The organism is Rhizobium favelukesii (assembly GCF_000577275.2).
Lineage (GTDB): Bacteria > Pseudomonadota > Alphaproteobacteria > Rhizobiales > Rhizobiaceae > Rhizobium > Rhizobium favelukesii.
Genome location: NZ_HG916853.1, coordinates 124318 through 141685, shown reverse-complemented (window position 1 = coordinate 141685; position 17368 = coordinate 124318). Strand labels below are relative to the sequence as shown.

The window sequence follows — 17368 nt, the reverse complement described above, 5'->3', positions numbered from 1 at the left end:
GACGAGCAAACAAGGCGTACACCGCAGGCTGAGCCTGAGCGTCGGGAGATCTTATGGGTTACGAGAGAAATGACACTGCCACGGACATCGACCTGCGGCCGATCATCGGATTGCTCTCCAACGAGCCCGAGCAAGTTGTCGAAATCCTGACGGTCGGCGCGATCAAGAAACATCGCAAGCTTGTCGACCGCGCCGAGAGAATGTTCCAGGTCGCTCATGCCGGTGACCGAGACGACGAGAACGAGCCTGGTGACGCTCACCTAGCCTATCTGGAAGCAACGATCGAAATGCATGCGCAGATGTCTGCGCTCACGACACTTCTCAACATTCTGGGCCGAACACCGAAAGTCTGATCAAATCAGGCCACGCCGAATTGCCAGAGCCACGAGCTGCGTGTTGTTGCAGAGGTCATATCGCCGTCGTGCCTCGGCGAGCGCAATACGGACGGTATTATATTTGACCTGCTCGATATCGGCCGTGTCTTCCACCGTTTTGCCGAGTGAAAGCCACCGCGTGTAGGTCCCCTCCTTCGGAGAGAGGTAAAAGGGTTCCTGGATTGAAGGAGCTATCTTTAGCTGCTCAATGCGGGCATGTAGCTGCCCAACCGCGGAGGATGCGGCGATCGGATCGATTTCGTCGTGCGCGGTCACAACGGACTTTGGAGAGACGAAGGTGAGGACTGAGATGGCGCCACTGGAAATAGCAATTGGAATGGTGATGCCTGAACGGATCCCGAACTGCGCTGCAGTTTCATAGAATGTCTGGTCTTCCTCCGGTTCCGTTCCGGTTTGTGGGGTACCAGACCAGATAAAGACGCGCCGTGATTGATGGGCACGCTTCATAATCGGATTTCGTCGGTCCAGGTCCAACTTTCGTCTTCGTTTCAGCCTTTCGGGATGAAGGTTCGATATCACGTAAAAGTCGCCCGGTTGCATTTTGGTATAGTCGTAGCCGGAAAATTCGAACCGATCTGCCAAATCCGCCAAGGCGGCTTTCAGCGTTGCATCGTCATGCGCGACAGCGCTGATTTCTAAAAGCCCTGCTACAAGTTGATTCATCCAAATCCCCTTCATTCGGTGCTGCTCCTCCCGTCCCGGAGCGGCTCATGACGACAGCCGCGAAACGTGGACCGGGTCCTGCCCGACCTCCTCTGACAACGCTAGCGAGCGCAACGCGCCAACTCAGCTTTAGGTTGATTCATTCATTCGATCACGTCGCCTACTCGCTATGCGTTCGTCATAAAATTATCCAACCGGAATTCGATAACCGGCGATTGAGTGATTTGGCACGATGTAATACGAAGAGCAGTGAAACGAAACGAAATCAGAGTTGGTAATCGATTGTTTCAGAACGGAAAATTATTTCTCCCTCCACCGAACGACGGCAGTGATTGGAAGGAATTATTCAAGAGATTAGCCGCGGCGGGCGCGGGCAGACCAGTTGGTGAAGACGGATTTCCCGCAGGCCCATGGACGCCCGAGCTGCTTGCAGAGGCGATTTCACAGATCGATTCGAACCGCGCTGGGGTTGATCTGAGGACAGTGCAGCTTTGGTTTCAGGAAAACGACAGGGGAATTAGCTCGGCGAACATTCGCTGGCTCGCGAGGGTTTTTGGGTGCGATGATCCGGAAGCCACGGCCGCATGGCAGGTCGAGCTAAGTGCCGCTCAGGCGCGGCTGCAGGCCAAGAGACGGGAAGCAAAGAAGACAGACCACCGCACACTAGAACGTCCAGATGTGTCGACAGACCCCACGGTTGACAACGAGCAGTCGTCACTGGTCGAGCTTACACCCGATGCCGATGCCGAACCCGAAGGCGATCGGAAGAAGCAGCGCTTCAGCCTAGCGCGAAAATCGGAGGCCCTTTTTAGCGGCGGTTCGCCGCTGAACTTGCCCGCAGCTGTGTTTGCCGGCGCTTCCGCTCTCGGCTTTCTGTCCTATATTGTAGGGATCCACAGCGCGGTCTACCTCCGGGCGGATAACGTTGCGAAAGAGGTTGGATTTCTCTGGGCGCCGAATTGGACCTTCCTTTTCATGGTGCTCTTGCCACTGTTTTTCGCGCTCGTCACAGAGCTACTCTCTTTTTGGACGAAGGAAGGGCGTGTGAGGCTATGGGCGTGGAACGACACGACGACAAGCGAGGATGATTGGGCCCGCAATGTGGAGGCGTCCTCCTCTTCTTATTGGGCGGTATTCCTGATCTGTGTGTTGTTCGCCGGTGTTTTTCAATGGATTGGTGTTTGTCTGATCCCATTGCTGGAAGGCGGTGCAGACTACGCGACTAGTTGGGGCACGCTGGCTATTGTGCGACCGGAGGTTATATCGGTCCCGGTGTCGATCGCGTTCACTGCCCTCGCTTACTTCTATATGTGCCTCTGCTTTTACCTTTTTTTGCTGGGCTCATTTTGCTACACACCATGATCCATGATCTCAGGAAAATTGACCTTGAAGCAAAGATCCTTCAGCAGGTTGGATCTCAAGACGAAGTCTATGAGCTTTGCTTGAGATTAATGCGTGGGATTTTTCGTTGCACAATTCTGGGCCTCCTGGTCGCGTCGTGCATGAAGGCTCAGAGCTCCTATCTGACATCGAACGCCAAAAACATCCTAGACTGGTTGGCCGGGGATTTGTCTTCAGCGCTGGCTGGACGTGATGGTGCCAGCAATGGGTTCCATTATCGGATGCCTACCCATTACAGCAGCCTGCTCGTTGCACTTTCGACCATCGTTGTCTTTGTCTACGGTTCGATCTGCCTGCGAGCTATGGGCACGCGATTTCATGTGCCTCTCTGGAAGATGGCGGCGGTCGTGACATTGCTGTTTGCTACCTACCTGCTGGTCGATGCATTCGTGGGATTCTCGATCGTTTTGGGCATCGGTGTTCTGGTCGCGGTGTTCAGCCTGGTTGATCCTGGCCTCGGCAGTCGGCGATCCAGTGAAATAGGAAGCAAACAAATTGTATCTTAGCTGGCTTGATCGGTGGGATGAACAGCGGGCGCGTCTCGGTGAGGACGGGAAGGAAACAACCAGCTTCATCCTTGATGCAGACCGTGCCTTTCCAGGTGAGGAAATCGGCAGTATCCGCGAATTTCTTGCCCGCGCAGATGAAGCTTCGACTGACCCTACGTTTTTTGATGAGCAAAACGGCGGCGATCAACGATTCGACGTGAGAGAGCATTGGGTTAAATTCCCATCGGACAATTCCACCGATGTCGCAGAGAACAATATCGTCTGGGCGAAGATCACCAAAAGTGGATCCCTCGACAAGGCACTGGTGATCTTTCACCATTGGAACGCACGGGCTCGAAACGCTCAAATTGCCGGCTTTTTGTCACGGCGCGGCATCACAGTCGTCGAGATCGCGATGCCGTATCACTTTGAGCGTAGCCGTCCCGGTTCATTGCACGCGGATTACATGCTGAGCGCCAACCTTGGTCGAACGATCCAAGCCGTGAGGCAGGCCGTATGTGATGGAAGAAAACTCATCCGTTGGCTTAAGAGCCAGGGCTATCGAGAAATCTCGGTCCTCGGCATGAGCCTCGGTTCCTGGGTCGCAGGATTGATTGCCGCACATGATCCGAACGTTTCGAAGGCTTCGCTGTTCCTGACGGGTGGAAGCCTTGCGGATATGGTTTGGACGGGTCGTGCAACACGATCCATCCGGAGAAGCCTCGAGTCAGAAATCGAGCTGGCTGATCTCAGGAGAGCATGGGGTCCACTTAACCTCGAAAACTCCGCGCATCGTTTGGCGCGGCCGGATCTCGATCTTCAGGTGGTGTTGGCCAAGCGAGACACGGTTGTGATGCCGGAGCTGTCGGAAAGCCTGTTACGAAGTTTGAAAATCGCCGGCGGCCAGCCGCAGATCCTGAAACTAAACTGTGGGCACTATTCCCTTGGGAAGCTGCCATACATTTTGTATGCCGGTTTGAGCTTGAAACGGTTTCTGTCTTGAGTTGACCGAGTACCGGGCAGACGAAAATGAACGTTTGCAGCGTGTCCGCGTTACCGTCTCGTGCTTGGCGCCACGCCCCGTCCAGGTTTGCGCTTTTGCCGGAATCCATGTAATAAACTGCAAGAAGTTGGCTCAGGAGGGCCTCGACGATGACAGACATCCAGTTGGAGGCGCTCATCGCGCTCATGGAAAAGCGGGCTGAAGACGCCGCCAAGTCCCCAGACGATGCACGCCGTCATCTGATGGACGCCGGCATTGTGTCTGCTGACGGCAAACTTGCGCCAGAATATGCGCGCGACGACGACGCTGAGGAAGCGGCTGCCGCTTGAGTTCCAATTATCCTGCATACGTTCTCGGCTACCACGGCTGCGACAAGGCCGTGGGCATGGCTGCGCTAACCGGCGCATCGCCCCTTCTTCCGAGCGAAAAGGCGTATGACTGGCTCGGTTCTGGGATCTACTTTTGGGAAAACGATCCAGAGCGTGCGCTCGAATGGGCGACGTTGAAAGCTGAATCCGGCGCTTATAAAGAGCCCTTCGTGCTCGGCGCAATTATCGATCTCGGCAACTGCCTGGACCTCATCACCCGCAAGTACGTCCCCCTGATCCAGACCAGCTACCGAATGCTGAAAAGTCAGATCGAAGCCACCGGCGGCAAAATGCCGGTGAATTCCGATGCCAAGGGTGACAAGAATTCCGACAAACTGGTTCGGAAGCTGGATTGCGCCGTTATCAATTATCTCCACGAGATCGCGAAGGAAGCCGCCCTTCCGGCATTCGACACGGTTCGAGGCCTGTTTCCCGAAGGTAATGAAATCTACGATGGCGCTCGCTTTCGCGAGCGTACCCACACGCAGATCGCCGTTCGCAATGACCCATGTATCAAGGGCTTCTTCCTGCCGCGAGGCGAGACGCCAGCGCTCACCTCTCCGGTTTCGCCCTAGCGCTGACCCATCCGCAGCGCTCGTTATTTTTGTCCGCCGATCCTCGAAAGATCGATCCTCATTCCTGCCTCCGTAGCCTTATCCGGCTCGGCCGGTTGTGAGGCATCTTCACTTTCCATGGGAGGCGCCACGGGATCCGTACCTTCGGCACGCTTTTCTGAGCGTGTACCAAAGAAAGTCGGGCCACCAGGATCTGAGGCACGGAACACGTTGTCGCCCTCGAAGCTGCCCGTCTTCCAAGCGTAGATCGTATCGTCCACCAACTGCGGAAGAAGCTCTTTATTCGTGGGGCGGCCGTACCATTTGGTGACGATGCGGGCGACCTTTGCGAATATGCCTGTCCCTGTGCGCAAATTCGCGCAGGCCTCGAACATATCTGATTGAAGCTGCGATGCGTCGTCGACGCCAACATCCGCCGGAAACTGGGTGATGCCGACCCGCACGATGGCATGACCGACATAGTTTTTGACCACACCCATGGCCTCGTCGGGCGAGCGAGGTTTGGGGATGAGAACCAGCCGACCATCAGCATTCACGGTGACGGCGAGTGGATCGTCGGAACCGACGGCCGAAATGAACTGTTCCACGATAGCGGGGGGAAGGCTTGGATCGGCGCATTTCGCAATGAGGGCAGCGTCCATGGTCTTTGCTCCAGATCAGGTGTTGAAAGACATCACGAGAGGTTTGTTGAACAGCCGCGCCCAAGCCTCGGCGCTGGCGCGCTGTATGCCGATGATTGCGGTCCCTTTGGTCCACCAGTCGTTTCCGACGGCGACGACGAGGTCTGGATCATGAAGCATCGACTGCAGGACGGGCCAGATGATGAGTTGCTCGTAGCAAATGAGTGGGGCCACGCGCTGGCCGCCAACGGACACGACCGGATTAGCAAAGAAGTCCGCTCTGGCTCCGCCGCTCTTTCCGATCGGTGCCAACCAGGGCTGCCACATCGAGCCAGGCACTGGCATGCGTTCCCGATAGAGGATCTCACTGTCGGTGGCCGAGACGCGAACCAGCACATTGTCATATCCTTCCCGATCGACGACAGCCGCGCCGGCGATGACGCTCAGATCGGCCTCGGCCAGTTGCTGCCGCCACACGCGTTCGACCGATAGCGTCCAAAACCCGAGAGCACTTTCAGGCAAGAGCATGAAAGTGGAGCCGGGGCGACGCTCAGAGCGCAGCGTTGCAACAAGATCACTATGCCGAGCGAGACTGTTATCGCGACCGAGTCTATTTCCGAGCTGCAGGTCGACCCCCTGCCAATGCCGCCCTATGTCCGGTGCTGTCCAGAATGCGGCGGACCAGAGCCAGAAGCCTGCAAGGGTTATGGCTACAGCCGGTCGATATTGCGTCGTCATGAGCGCGAGACCGGCTGTCACTGCCGCAAGTCCGGCCCAGCCCCATCCTGGAAAGAGAACGCCTGCCGCCGTGATCGGATGTGCCCAGCCAACAATGCCGAAGGGTGGAAGGGCCATGAGGACCATCGCGATCGTATATCGCAGGGCTTTCCAGCCGCCGGACTGACGCGACCAGAGTGCGACGTGAACGAAAACGAAGCCGCTTGAGGCGACGAGCCACAAGATCAGTCCCGGCCAGATATCGGATTGATAGAAGGCAGCCACGCCTTGCGGCAGACCGCGCGACGCCGCCAGAAAATAGGCGGCCGAAACGACACTTGCGGCCCGACGACTGTGCGCCAGCGACCAAAGCGCCGGAAATGCGATCGCTGCGGGAAGCGCCAGGGCATGTCCGCTCCAGGAGATATATCCAGTCGTGGCAGCAGCCAGAGCGAGGGTAAAAGGTTGAAGCCAATCAGGGCGCATAGGTAAGCACCTGTTCTGCGAGGCCGAGAACACCGGATCCTGGGACCGGCCCGAAATATCGAGAGTCCCAGGATCCGGGAAATGGCGAATGGAGGAACAGGAAGCCGGCCGGAATCGTCCCTCCTGCGTAGGGGCGCAATGGCCGCCCCTGGCCGTCCTGAGACACGAGCCTCGAGTTTGCGATCGGCCGTCCATCGATCGTGACATTGCCGGCGATCGCGATGCGCTGCCCGCCGACTGCAGGCACCGTTTTGATGAGGGGGCCAAAGCCGCCAGGGCACAGGCCCGAGCGAAGGTAGTCTCTCTCAAATCCCTCGGAAACAGCGTCGGTCTCCGGCGGGCAGACGAACACCATTTCACCCACCTGAACCGGGTGTTCGAGGAGTGCGACACGCCAGAGCCCGAGCGGCTCGCTGGGCGTGGTGTTGATGCGCAGGCCGCCGATGGTGCCGCCGACAATCACCGCGAGCACAACGCCACATGACACTGCGAGGAAAGCGAGAGCCGGGCGCCTTTGGCGCGCAACGGCTAAGGTGGGGGAGATGTGAGACATCATTTCAGCGACAACCCTTTCGTCTGGGTCTGCCGTATGGCTTCCGCCTGTTTGAGTGCCACAGCTGTTCGCTCATGCGCAGCCAATTGCTGGACGGTGCGGATCGTGTCCCAGGCAGATCGCAGCTCGTTCTTCTGGGCAGGCTGCATACCTGCGGACGCTACCTCGAACGCCTTCCCGTCTGCAGTTTTTGCCGCAAGCGGAAGGAAGGTTCTTTCCCCGAAGCGCTTCGACACGGCCTTGGCAAAACCTTCGAGCTCGGCCTTCACCATTTTGTCCGCCAGAGCGAACTCGAGACCGGCGGGGATATCGTTTCGATCGATGGCATCGCGCACGCGCTCAAGCACCTGCTTTGCGGATGCGGAGAGAGCAGGAATATCGAGCGAGAGCTGGGCGCGGACCGCGCGTTCCTCGTCCTCATAGCGCCTGGCCGCCGCCGCGCGTTTCGCAATGAAGCCCTGCAGATCGCGGGCAAGTGCGGGTGCGTTGACAAGCGCAGTATCGCGAGCCTGCTTCTCGGCGCTCCCTGCAAAAAGACCGGTCTTCCCCTTCAGCGCACCGAAGCTTTCCGGTTGCTCGGCAATCCGCACAATCGTCGTTACCGCTACCGTCCCATTCGCCAGCATGGCGTCGACATTGACTGCCTTGAAGGCGGCTTGTGGATCCGCAAAGACGTGATGGAAGCGAGCGGAAACCTCCTGCCAGCTAGCCTTCAGGCCGGGGTCGGCCGAGAGCTTGTCTTCGACCGCCTGACCAATCGATCTGGGGAAGGTCGTCGTGCCAAAGACCATGGGTTTTGCCTCCTTGATTACAGATGTTGTCGATACAGTCGACTTTGCTCCGCCAAGGCCGAGCTTTGCCGCGACGGCGACAAGGCGCGCGCCGAGCTCGGCGAGTTTCGACGATTGGCGGATGGTCCATTGGAGCTGGTCGTGCGCGATGGTGCGGGCGACATTCATCAGATGGAGGCCACGCGCCTCCGCGAACCGCAGCGCAGCGCGATAGTGCGAAGCGTCCTGATAGTCGAGCGTCGTTTCCTTTGATCCGGCACGCGAGAGCCGCTCATGTAGCCGGGCCATCGCCAGTTCCTCGATCGGCACGACTTTCCAGGAATTGCGGTCAACCTCCGTGCCATCGGGGAGCGTGACGCGCTGCGATCCGACGTGTTTGAGACCGATGCGATCCCCGATCCTGGCGCCCGACGCATCCATCGCCCGCGCGAGATCGACACCCCAGACGGTTCGTTCCTGGCCATTGGCAAAGCCGAGCGTCACATAGTAGCTGTCCCGGTTGCCCGGCTTATGCTCGTAAGGCGCTTCGCCATGGGCTATCAGCACGCCGCCGCGCCGTTGCGCAAACTCTTCCAGCCCGACATAGAGCTCCGCCGTCTCGCGGTGGCGGGTCATGGCGACATAGGATAGATGCCGGTCCAGCGTGCTCGACGCCAGCACCTTGACGCGATCGACGGTGGCGCCCTGGCTCTTGTGCACCGTGGTGGCGTAGCCGTGATCGACATTGGCGTAGAACCGCTGTTCGACCACGACCCGACGCCGGTCTTCGCCATTGCCGATCTCAGCGACAATCCGCCCGGGCTGGGCGTCGACGACAAGCGCCAACATACCGTTCTTGACTCCGAGCGACCCTTCATTCTTCAGAAAGACGATCTGATCACCGGCCGCAAACTGCCTCGTCCCGTCTTCCGTCTTGAACGCATGGCCGGCCTCGATCAGCCCACGCTCGACGAGTTTGCTGCGCGCCATCTCGTTCAGCAAACGCACATCGACACGGCGATGAGCGAGGATCAGAGTCGACTTGGCCGGATCGTATTCGTGGTCCCATTCGGCGATCAAAGCAGTGATCGCCTCGTCCCTGGTCCAACCGGTCCGCACCAAATCCCGCTGGGCGTAAGCGTCGAGCGCAGCCGACACGTTTCCACGCGCCAAATCGAGGGAGGCATCGCGCATCCACTGTTCGCGCTGACGATAGATTGTCTCGAGTTCCGCATAGCCGATCCGCTCGGCAATGGCGCGGAAGGCAGCGCCGGCTTCGATCGGCTGCAGCTGCTCGGGATCGCCGACCAGGACGAGCTTGGCACCAGACAAGGTTACCGCTTCGACGAAGCGCGCCATCTGCCGGGAAGAGACCATTCCTGCCTCGTCGAGGACGAAGACAGACTTTTCATCAAGCCGGTCTCGCTCCTGATCCCATCTTAGTTCCCAGGCAGACAGCGTGCGGGAGGCAATGCCCGCTTCCTTCTCCAACCCGTCTGCCGCTTTGCCCGCAAGCGCGCCACCGACGACCCTATAACCGGCTGCTTCCCAGGCTTCACGCGCCGCTTTCATCATCGTTGTTTTGCCGGCGCCGGCGCGGCCGATCACGGCAGCAATCCTTTCCGGACCTGCGACATGTTCGCTCGCGGTTTTCTGCTCATCCGATAGACGGTCATGCCGCGAAACGATACCGCTCAGAACCGTTCGATTTACGCGATGAGAAGATCGCTGCGACAGCCAGATCGCCTGATTGGCCATCTGCGCTTCAAGCCGGATCAGCTCCCGCGTCGTGTATTTGGCCGGTGCCCTGACACCGGTGACGAGATCCATCCGCTCCCGGTCGAGCCGCAGCGTTTGCGGGCTCTGCAGGAGCCGCGCCATCAGGTTTTGGAAGAGCGCCGCATCATCGATGTAGCGGTAGAGGACCTTGGCGATATCGCGCTCGTCGAAGACGCTCTTCTCGCGGGTGATGAGGTCTACCACGATCTCCGGATTCCGCTGGATACGCCGGGCGTTTTCGGCGCGGCGTTCTTCCTGCAGCTCCAGCCGCTCGAGCGCGACCTTCTCCTCCGCCAATCCATTTCCACTGGCCGCTTTCCGTTCGATCGCTTTCGTCCCGACGCCGAGATGAATGGTCGGCGTCAGCTCGATCCCCTGTTTCTCGAAGGACCGGCCGTCGATGCGGATGTCGAGACCTGCGAGCGCCAGATGCCGGTTCTGGCATGCGAACCAGCCATCGCGAAACGCGTTGAAGTCGGCGGCGCTTCCAGCCCAAAGCTCGTAGACGATCTTGCCGGCGTCGTTACGCACAGGTTTGCCGTCTGGTGCCAGAACCGCAACTTTCTTGGCGCCAAACCCGTCTTCGGTCAGCGGCCGCAGGGTCGTCATCAGATGGATGTGCGGATTGCCCAGAGCATCATGATACACCCAATCGGCGACCATGCCTTTGGCCGTGATGTGGCGCTCGACGAAGTCGCGGACCAGGGCAATGTTCTGGTCGTTCGAAAGCTCGACCGGCAGAGCGATGGTCACGTCCTTGGCGAGCTGTGCATCGGCGCGCTGTTCGAACGCCTCAACCTTGTTCCAGAAAGCTTCCGAGGCGCCCGAGACCGATCTATCGGCGATCATCGACCGTAGCCAGTCGGGTGCGGTTTCGGGGATGACGAACTCCTCATGGAGGAGTCCTTGCTTGCGGCTGTAATCGATCGTCCTCGCTTCCCGCTCGAATTCCATCTTGGCGCAGTGCCGGTAGGCCGCCGACAGCACCGCGCTGCGGCCTGAGCCGCGGGCAACGATGCTGACTGAGAAATGCGGGACGGCCACGGCTGAGACAGGCTCCTAAGATCGAACATTTTCAACGCGTTCGTTGGGAGCGGGCGGCCCCGCCAGGACCCTTCAGCAGGGCGTCGCGTCAGCGACGTATAATTGCGCCCTTGGATCCGCTCCTTCGGAACGGCGGGATCATTCGCCAAAAGCTAGCGCTTTGGCGAGGTGCAACATTGCACCTTTCCAGCGGGAGAAAATTCGGGGCAGGGTTCGTCTTCAACGGACCATCATGAACAAGGAAGCAACGCTCATGAAGAAGCCAACCGCCAAAATCCGGGAAGAGATTGCTCGCCTGCAGGAGCAACTCAAGCAGGCCGAAACACGTGACGCCGAGCGCATCGGTCGGATCGCGCTACGGGCAGGGCTCGGAGAGATCGAGATAGAGGAGGGTGAACTTCTGTCGGCGTTCGAAGAAGTCGCGGCTCGGTTTCGGGCACAGGCGAGACCCGCTCAGGGGCGCAAGCCTGCGACCACGCCGCCGAACGGCGCTGGCGAGGCTGCGGGCCGGTCTGCTGAGGCTTGAGCGGGTGCAAAAGATGTCGACGGCCGAGGCTCGGAAAAAGGACGCGCGGGAAAAGATCGAACTTGGCGGCCTGATCGTCAAGGCCGGCCTGCGCTACGAGAAGCGCGCGCTCTTGCTCGGGCTTCTGATCGATGCCAGCGCACGGATAAAGGCTGACGAGGCGGAGCGAACGCGTCTGAGTGAACTCGGTGCGAAGGCATTCGCCGATGACGCCTAAGCGGATCCTTGTCGCCGGTATTCCGGCCGTAGCCATGCTGGCCATCGCTTTGACTTTCCCAGGCATCGAACGGTGGCTCTCAGCATTCGGAACGACGGATCAGGCGAAGCTGATGCTGGGGCGGATCGGGCTTGCATTGCCCTATGCACTCGCCGGGGCTTGTGGCGTCATGTTCCTGTTCGGCACCAAGGGATCGATCAACGTCAAGACATCAGGTTGGAGCGTTGCCGCGGGCGGTCTCGGCGTCATCGCCGTCGCAGCTCTTCGCGAGGGATCGCGTCTGTTGACCTTTGCCAGTCAGGTGCCCGCGCGCAGGACGCTTCTGTCCTACGCCGACCCTTCGACCATCGTAGGAGCAGGCACCGCGCTGCTCGTCACCTTCTTCGCGCTGCGCGTCGCCAGGATGGGCAATGCGGCCTTTACCCGAAGCGAGCCGAGACGCATCCGGGGCAAACGCGCCCTGCACGGGGAGGCGGATTGGATGACGATGCAAGAGGCGGAAAAGCTCTTTCCGGAAACAGGAGGCATCGTCATCGGCGAGCGATATCGTGTCGATCGCGACGATCCGGCCGCCACGTCGTTTCGGCCTGGCGAGCCGACTTCCTGGGGGAGGGGAGGTTCCGCACCGCTGCTCTGCTTCGACGGCTCGTTCGGCTCATCGCATGGGATCGTTTTCGCCGGTTCAGGAGGTTTCAAGACGACCTCTGTTACGATCCCGACGGCGCTCAAATGGGGCGGCTCTCTCGTCGTGCTCGATCCGTCCAACGAGGTGGCGCCGATGGTGATGGAGCATCGGCGTAAGGCAGGCCGGCGCGTTATCGTTCTCGATCCGAAGAACGCCCAATCCGGCTTCAACGCGCTCGACTGGATCGGTCGCCACGGCGGCACCAAGGAAGAGGACATCGCAGCCGTCGCGTCGTGGATCATGAGCGACAGCGGTCGCGCGACCGGCGTCCGCGATGACTTCTTCCGCGCGTCCGGTCTTCAGCTGCTCACCGCCATGATCGCTGACGTCTGCCTGTCCGGCCATACCGATGAGAAGCACCAGACGCTGCGACAGGTGCGGGCCAATCTCTCAGAGCCGGAACCTAAGCTCCGCGCGCGCCTGCAGGAGATCTACGACAATTCCGCTTCCGATTTCGTGAAGGAGAATGTCGCCGCTTTCGTCAACATGACGCCGGAGACCTTCTCTGGCGTCTACGCCAATGCGATCAAGGAAACGCATTGGCTAAGCTATGCGAACTACGGCGCCCTCGTTTCCGGTTCCAGCTTCTCCACCGAGGCGCTGGCCGATGGTGAAACCGACGTCTTCATCAATATCGACCTCAAGGCTTTGGAAACCCATGCCGGCCTGGCGCGCGTCATCATCGGCTCCTTCCTCAACGCGATCTACCATCGCGACGGGGCGATCAAAGGCCGGGCACTGTTTCTCCTCGATGAGGTGGCGAGGCTCGGCTACATGCGGGTGCTGGAGACGGCGCGCGACGCCGGCCGGAAATATGGCATCACGCTCACGATGATCTATCAGTCGATCGGCCAGCTGCGGGAAACCTACGGCGGTCGTGACGCGTCCAGCAAATGGTTCGAAAGCGCCAGCTGGATCTCGTTTGCGGCAATCAACGATCCGGAAACCGCAGACTATATCTCCCGTCGATGTGGCACGACGACAGTCGAGATCGACCAGGTCAGCCGCAGTTTCCAATCGCGCGGGTCGTCACGAACCCGCTCGAAACAGCTCGCTTCAAGGCAGTTGATCCAACCGCACGAAGTCCTTCGCATGCGTGCTGACGAGCAGATCGTCTTCACCGCCGGCAACGCGCCATTGCGATGCGGCCGCGCGATCTGGTTCCGCCGGTCGGACATGAAGTCATGTGTCGGCGAAAACAGGTTTCAACAGCGCGGTGATCGTCCAGAAGTCTCAGCTTCGGCCGAACCGAACTAAACGCGGGAGGATCCATCAATGCGATATTGGGAAGCCTGTGAGGCTCAGGTTTCGGCTGAAGACGCGATCGAGGAATGCCGCATCCACGAAGTGGCGGCCGCCGTCCGAGAAGATGACAAGGCATTGGTCGATGAAGCTGCTGGTGAGGTCATTGCTCATGCCGACGAGGAGGGGGAATATTATGGTGCGGATATCCTCGGCTATCTCGGGTACTGATCAATGCCGCGGTGACCGCGAGAAGATCGTGACCGAAATGGGCGAAGACCGCTTGCGGGCTTCGTTCGCCGTGGCGAATAGAGCCGTACGCCGAAGGCGGATCGCCCAAGACCTAACGTTTCGAACGCTTCACCAGATTGAATCGATCACGCGAAACCGATTCATAATTGTCGTTGGACCGCGGACTCCGTACGCGCGATTCTCAGTCATGATCGCACAGCCCTACCAGCTCTATGTCGAACGCAAGGACCGCGCCAAGAACATGGCTCGCTACTATGCCATGTCGATCGAGGCCAACCTGTTCGGTGAACTTTGCCTGACCCGGCGATGGGGACGGATCGGCAGCAAGGGCCAGACATTGATCCACCACTTCGAGCGGGAGCAGGATGCGGTTGCCCTCTTCCTCGACCTGACCCGACAGAAGCGCGCTCGAGGCTATCGAACGCGGTCAGCTGCAACCCGCGAATCTGATAGTTGCGCTCCATCTACCGTCATCGAGCTTGGGGCAATCAGGTGAAATCAATTCTGACAGGCGTCATTTCCGCCGCTGTTCTGCTAGGCGCAATCTTGATTGTCCCGCATGTTGAAGCGGCTCAATCTGGTCTACCCGCAACGTACCCCAAATGTGCGTCCGGCGCCCGTTACAACTGCGTCGTCGATGGTGATACGCTGTGGATCTACGGCCAGAAGGTGAGAGTTGCCGATATCGACGCCCCGGAGATCAGCACCCCGAAATGCGCGTCGGAACTGACACTTGGCAACAAGGCAACAGAGCGGTTGATCGAGCTCGTCAACGAGGGACCATTCCAACTCCAGGCGTGGCCAGGCCGCGATACGGATCGTTACGGCCGCAAGCTCCGGGTTCTCGTCCGGGAAGGACGAAGCCTCGGCGATCGGCTGGTGTCGGAAGGCCTGGCGCGGACCTGGTCGGGCCGGCGCGAGCCCTGGTGCTGAGGATCCGGCCCGCCAAAGCGGGCCGAGGCGCCTTACGGGCGCCGGTTCCAGTCGGTCTCGAAGTTGACCTCGATGTCTACGAAGAAGGGGATCTTGATCGCGACCTTCAGGCCGAGTTTACCCTTGCGGACGAAGTGACCGACGACCTTGCCGAGAGTGCGCAGGCGGCGGCCGGTAGCGGCGAGGAATTTGGCGAGCTGTTGGATGATCTTTCTCCTGTGATTGCGTTTCATCGCGGGGATGAGATGTGCCTCGGGAAGGAGTGCTGCATCGGCACGACCGCAGCGAAGCGGAGGACCTGAGAACGACTGAATTTTGCTGCGCGAGGAAGCCGAAGGCGGGGAAAATTCTGGCGGCATCAGGTTGCGGCACGACGCTCGAGACGCACCATCCCTGATGTCGATGAAATGGGATCACAGGAGAACCGCGACGGTCGATAATGGCGCGGCGCTATCGGTTGCCCTCAGTGAGGGGGCTCCCAATCGAAGATGTTGCCCTGCAGGTCGACGGCCGCCTCAAGCTCCGCCTGAGCGACATCCAGCTCGGCCTGGATCTGGCGACGCTCACCGGCGTCGCAGGCATTATGAACGCTCGCACCATTATCCTGACAGTCAAGCGCAGACCCTGCGAACTTGTCGCTCACGCGATCGGCCTGAACCATTCCCAATTGAGAGGCAGCCTTTGCCACCTCTCCGCGTCTAAGATTTGATCCGGTTCTGGCGATGCCATCGGCCCTAGACGGCACGAGCCGCATGAACGGGGATTCCGGTTTCCCGTGTGATATCCTTTACGATTTGTGCCAGCGAGCCGAGCTCGTCCTCCGTCAACGCAACCGATTCCGGATAATCGATATCGACGCCGCTGTAATCCGCCGTCAAGGCGTTGATCCAGTCGCTGCCGTTAATGCGATATTCATGCGTGTCGAAATCGATTTCGAGGTCGTCCAACAAGCTGATGGCGCAGCGTCCGAAAATCTCGGTCTCGCCGTCCAGCTGATAGGCGGCGAATTCTTCGTCGCCGGTGAGAACGCTTCGTTCCAATGCCATGATGGTCTGGATACGAGCGATTGCCGCCTCAAGTCCTTCAACCAGGCGGTCATGAAGCTCTTGCAAGAAATCGGTGTCGCAGCCGACCCGATTTGCGAGGACGACGAGCCGGAAACCGACGAGCTTGGCGTAGAGCATGAGGTTCTGATCGGATGTCATAGTGGATCTCCTTCATCTTGATGACGGAGATCGGCCGCTCTGTTGCAATGAGGGGTCAAGGACCGCGAAGCGGCTTGCAAGCGGGGGAACCGATTTTTCCAGAGCGCAGTGCAACGCAGCGGCGGAAAAATTGGGGGAGACCGCGCCGTCCTTGACGCCGGATTTGCTGGAGCAGAATAGGACGTCAGAGAGAGAAGAGACCCGCGGACCCGAAGGGGACGCGACCGATTCCGGCGTGAGCCGGCGGGGAGTGTCGAGGGGGTGAAATCCCTGACAGCTTGGTCGGCCGAGCGATCCGGCTGACCAAGCTCACGGATGCGGCAAAAGCCCCCTCAGAAGGGGGGCTCCGCCTTGAGCCAGCCATCCTTCTCGGCAATGATGACGGCCAGCTCGGCGCGCGCCAGCTCGAGTTCGACCTCGATCTCGCGACGTTCGTCGGGATCGATGCACTCCCTGAGCTCGGACCGCAGTTCTTCGATCTGGATTTCAATGTCGTAGGTCATCGTCTGATCTCCTTGGATGTGAAAGACGACGACAGCGGCCGGGAGGGGATGGCGGGGTCAGGGATCGCGCAAGCGACCGGCAGGGCCGGGGAGTGGGGGAGCCGATTTTCGGAAGGCGCCACAGGCGGCTGCAGAAAATTGGGGGAACCGCTCATCCTTGAGGCCGGCATGCGCGAGCGGCACACTCCCGGTTTCTGAGCAGCTATCCCTCCCTCCCGTGTGCCACCAAAAAAGCCGGACCAGGCTCGAAGCCTGATCCGGCTTTAGATATTTGCCGAGGGAAAGACGCCGCCCTTTCGGGCGGGGCCGGAGTTCTCAGTCCCGGTTCGGCCGGGACCAGATCAGCTGGTAGCCATCTTCGCCTTCGACCTCGGAGAGCGTTGCGTAGATGGGGGCGGGGAAGCTCGGGTCATCGAGCTTAACCGAGAGGTAGTCGCGGTCGGTCTGTTCCGAGCGCTTCTGCCAGGCGGCGCCGAGTTCAACGGCTCCCGCGAAGATGCGGAACTGCGGGCCCTTGTCGGAGGGATTTTCGATGCGGGCGATGCGGGCCTTGACGTTGAGCGCGAGGGTGCGGATCGAGCCGGTGAAGCCGTTTTCGGTAGAGGTGAAGGTGCCGATAGTAGCCATTGTCGTATTCCTTTTCGCTGTTTCGGGCCGCTCTATTGCGGCCTCGATGGCAGTCGCAAAGGCCGGGGACGATCGGACCGCATCCGTAGGGCAGGAACAACGTGGAGGGCGGCGCGGAGACACTTTCTTGTTTCGCGAGGAATGACGGCGACCTGGGGTCCCCACTCGACCTGTCGCGTGGGGTGGGTTCCGGCAGGGGATGAAAGTTTCGGAGCGCCGTTGCGGGAATACGAGCGAGGCGTAGCCGCTCTCCGGCCAGACATGCCTCATCGAGCCCGCGAATGGAGCCCTGTCGTCAAGGGAAAGGGATATGGCA

General features: G+C 59.8%; 20 protein-coding genes and 1 pseudogene. 11 read left to right on the top strand and 10 right to left on the bottom strand.

All coding sequences use genetic code 11. The features are described 5' to 3' along the window. Nucleotides 1-53 precede the first annotated feature (53 nt). On the top strand, nt 54-353 hold the full coding sequence (locus tag LPU83_RS59860) for a transcriptional repressor TraM (RefSeq protein WP_024316922.1): 300 nt from the start codon (nt 54-56) through the stop codon (nt 351-353). Here LPU83_RS59860 and LPU83_RS59855 read toward each other — a convergent pair whose 3' ends face one another. Then, a complete protein-coding gene (locus LPU83_RS59855; RefSeq protein WP_024316921.1) occupies nt 354-1058 on the bottom strand; it encodes an autoinducer binding domain-containing protein in 705 nt (234 codons plus the stop codon). It abuts the gene before it with no gap. 282 nt (nt 1059-1340) lie between these two features. Between LPU83_RS59855 and LPU83_RS59850 the strand changes: the two are divergent. The 4 genes and pseudogenes from LPU83_RS59850 to LPU83_RS59835 all read left to right on the top strand — a co-directional run bounded on the left by LPU83_RS59850 (nt 1341) and on the right by LPU83_RS59835 (nt 4893). Further along, nucleotides 1341-2965, top strand: a pseudogene (locus tag LPU83_RS59850) (RcgA family putative transporter). After that, complete coding sequence (locus LPU83_RS59845) at nt 2955-3950, top strand: alpha/beta hydrolase (protein ID WP_024316919.1); 996 nt, start codon at nt 2955-2957, stop codon at nt 3948-3950. Before LPU83_RS59850 ends, LPU83_RS59845 begins: the two are co-directional and overlap by 11 nt. A 149-nt stretch (nt 3951-4099) precedes the next feature. Further along, nucleotides 4100-4279, top strand: a complete 180-nt coding sequence (locus tag LPU83_RS59840) for a hypothetical protein (RefSeq protein WP_018010295.1) — start codon at nt 4100-4102, stop codon at nt 4277-4279. Next, a complete protein-coding gene (locus tag LPU83_RS59835; RefSeq protein WP_024316918.1) occupies nt 4276-4893 on the top strand; it encodes a hypothetical protein in 618 nt (205 codons plus the stop codon). Before LPU83_RS59840 ends, LPU83_RS59835 begins: the two co-directional genes overlap by 4 nt. A gap of 23 nt (nt 4894-4916) precedes the next feature. Here the strand turns inward: LPU83_RS59835 and LPU83_RS59830 are convergent, their stop codons facing one another. The 4 genes from LPU83_RS59830 to traA are packed head-to-tail and all read right to left on the bottom strand — an operon-like array spanning nt 4917 to nt 10862. Then, nucleotides 4917-5534 (bottom strand): TraH family protein, encoded by a 618-nt coding sequence (locus LPU83_RS59830; protein WP_024316917.1) that lies wholly within the window; start codon nt 5532-5534, stop codon nt 4917-4919. A 15-nt stretch (nt 5535-5549) separates the two neighbouring features. Beyond that, entirely contained in the window at nt 5550-6716 is a 1167-nt protein-coding gene (locus tag LPU83_RS59825; RefSeq protein WP_024316916.1) for a conjugal transfer protein TraB, read from the bottom strand. Then, entirely contained in the window at nt 6706-7269 is a 564-nt protein-coding gene (gene traF, locus LPU83_RS59820) for a conjugative transfer signal peptidase TraF (protein ID WP_051166711.1), read from the bottom strand. The genes LPU83_RS59825 and traF overlap by 11 nt, the downstream gene beginning before the upstream one ends. After that, entirely contained in the window at nt 7269-10862 is a 3594-nt protein-coding gene (traA, locus tag LPU83_RS59815; RefSeq protein ID WP_024316914.1) for a Ti-type conjugative transfer relaxase TraA, read from the bottom strand. The genes traF and traA overlap by 1 nt, the downstream gene beginning before the upstream one ends. 253 nt (nt 10863-11115) lie before the next feature. On the opposite strand from traA, the gene traC reads away from it, so the two are divergent. The 6 genes from traC (at nt 11116) to LPU83_RS59785 (ending at nt 14717) form a co-directional block, all read left to right on the top strand. Then, nucleotides 11116-11388, top strand: a complete 273-nt coding sequence (gene traC, locus LPU83_RS59810; RefSeq protein ID WP_024316913.1) for a conjugal transfer protein TraC — start codon at nt 11116-11118, stop codon at nt 11386-11388. A gap of 13 nt (nt 11389-11401) precedes the next feature. Then, complete coding sequence (gene traD / locus LPU83_RS59805; protein WP_018010302.1) at nt 11402-11605, top strand: conjugal transfer protein TraD; 204 nt, start codon at nt 11402-11404, stop codon at nt 11603-11605. Continuing rightward, on the top strand, nt 11595-13547 hold the full coding sequence (gene traG / locus LPU83_RS59800; protein WP_024316912.1) for a Ti-type conjugative transfer system protein TraG: 1953 nt from the start codon (nt 11595-11597) through the stop codon (nt 13545-13547). Before traD ends, traG begins: the two co-directional genes overlap by 11 nt. Nucleotides 13548-13565: 18 nt before the next feature. Then, nucleotides 13566-13763: a hypothetical protein gene (locus LPU83_RS59795; protein ID WP_024316911.1), complete on the top strand. Its 198-nt coding sequence runs from the start codon at nt 13566-13568 to the stop codon at nt 13761-13763. A 208-nt stretch (nt 13764-13971) separates the two neighbouring features. Continuing rightward, the gene (locus LPU83_RS59790) at nt 13972-14280 is read left to right on the top strand and encodes a WGR domain-containing protein (RefSeq protein ID WP_024316910.1); all 309 of its coding nucleotides are present in this window, start codon (nt 13972-13974) and stop codon (nt 14278-14280) included. Further along, the gene (locus LPU83_RS59785) at nt 14277-14717 is read left to right on the top strand and encodes a thermonuclease family protein (RefSeq protein WP_011654740.1); all 441 of its coding nucleotides are present in this window, start codon (nt 14277-14279) and stop codon (nt 14715-14717) included. Before LPU83_RS59790 ends, LPU83_RS59785 begins: the two co-directional genes overlap by 4 nt. A gap of 32 nt (nt 14718-14749) precedes the next feature. Here LPU83_RS59785 and LPU83_RS59780 read toward each other — a convergent pair whose 3' ends face one another. The 5 genes from LPU83_RS59780 to LPU83_RS59765 form a co-directional block, all read right to left on the bottom strand. Further along, nucleotides 14750-14950, bottom strand: coding sequence for a hypothetical protein (locus LPU83_RS59780; RefSeq protein WP_128409067.1), 201 nt, complete (start codon nt 14948-14950; stop codon nt 14750-14752). A 230-nt stretch (nt 14951-15180) separates the two neighbouring features. Beyond that, a complete protein-coding gene (locus LPU83_RS74360; RefSeq protein WP_244656149.1) occupies nt 15181-15360 on the bottom strand; it encodes a hypothetical protein in 180 nt (59 codons plus the stop codon). Nucleotides 15361-15451: 91 nt separating this feature from the next. Then, the gene (locus LPU83_RS59770; protein ID WP_024316908.1) at nt 15452-15922 is read right to left on the bottom strand and encodes a hypothetical protein; all 471 of its coding nucleotides are present in this window, start codon (nt 15920-15922) and stop codon (nt 15452-15454) included. Between the two features lie 332 nt (nt 15923-16254). Beyond that, entirely contained in the window at nt 16255-16425 is a 171-nt protein-coding gene (locus LPU83_RS73200; protein ID WP_165419764.1) for a hypothetical protein, read from the bottom strand. A 315-nt stretch (nt 16426-16740) separates the two neighbouring features. Beyond that, nucleotides 16741-17052: a DUF736 domain-containing protein gene (locus LPU83_RS59765; protein ID WP_011654735.1), complete on the bottom strand. Its 312-nt coding sequence runs from the start codon at nt 17050-17052 to the stop codon at nt 16741-16743. Between the last annotated feature and the right edge of the window lie 316 nt (nt 17053-17368).

What these genes read in the sequence shown, in the direction of transcription:
- LPU83_RS59765 (WP_011654735.1), bottom strand. Translation starts at nt 17,052, where the DNA reads ATGGCTACTATCGGCACCTTCACCTCTACCGAAAACGGCTTCACCGGC.
- traG (WP_024316912.1), top strand. Translation starts at nt 11,595, where the DNA reads ATGACGCCTAAGCGGATCCTTGTCGCCGGTATTCCGGCCGTAGCCATG.
- LPU83_RS59795 (WP_024316911.1), top strand. Translation starts at nt 13,566, where the DNA reads ATGCGATATTGGGAAGCCTGTGAGGCTCAGGTTTCGGCTGAAGACGCG.
- LPU83_RS59860 (WP_024316922.1), top strand. Translation starts at nt 54, where the DNA reads ATGGGTTACGAGAGAAATGACACTGCCACGGACATCGACCTGCGGCCG.
- LPU83_RS59855 (WP_024316921.1), bottom strand. Translation starts at nt 1,058, where the DNA reads ATGAATCAACTTGTAGCAGGGCTTTTAGAAATCAGCGCTGTCGCGCAT.
- traF (WP_051166711.1), bottom strand. Translation starts at nt 7,269, where the DNA reads ATGTCTCACATCTCCCCCACCTTAGCCGTTGCGCGCCAAAGGCGCCCG.
- LPU83_RS59780 (WP_128409067.1), bottom strand. Translation starts at nt 14,950, where the DNA reads ATGAAACGCAATCACAGGAGAAAGATCATCCAACAGCTCGCCAAATTC.
- LPU83_RS59825 (WP_024316916.1), bottom strand. Translation starts at nt 6,716, where the DNA reads ATGCGCCCTGATTGGCTTCAACCTTTTACCCTCGCTCTGGCTGCTGCC.
- LPU83_RS59840 (WP_018010295.1), top strand. Translation starts at nt 4,100, where the DNA reads ATGACAGACATCCAGTTGGAGGCGCTCATCGCGCTCATGGAAAAGCGG.
- LPU83_RS59790 (WP_024316910.1), top strand. Translation starts at nt 13,972, where the DNA reads ATGATCGCACAGCCCTACCAGCTCTATGTCGAACGCAAGGACCGCGCC.
- traC (WP_024316913.1), top strand. Translation starts at nt 11,116, where the DNA reads ATGAAGAAGCCAACCGCCAAAATCCGGGAAGAGATTGCTCGCCTGCAG.
- traD (WP_018010302.1), top strand. Translation starts at nt 11,402, where the DNA reads ATGTCGACGGCCGAGGCTCGGAAAAAGGACGCGCGGGAAAAGATCGAA.
- LPU83_RS59770 (WP_024316908.1), bottom strand. Translation starts at nt 15,922, where the DNA reads ATGACATCCGATCAGAACCTCATGCTCTACGCCAAGCTCGTCGGTTTC.
- LPU83_RS73200 (WP_165419764.1), bottom strand. Translation starts at nt 16,425, where the DNA reads ATGACCTACGACATTGAAATCCAGATCGAAGAACTGCGGTCCGAGCTC.
- LPU83_RS59830 (WP_024316917.1), bottom strand. Translation starts at nt 5,534, where the DNA reads ATGGACGCTGCCCTCATTGCGAAATGCGCCGATCCAAGCCTTCCCCCC.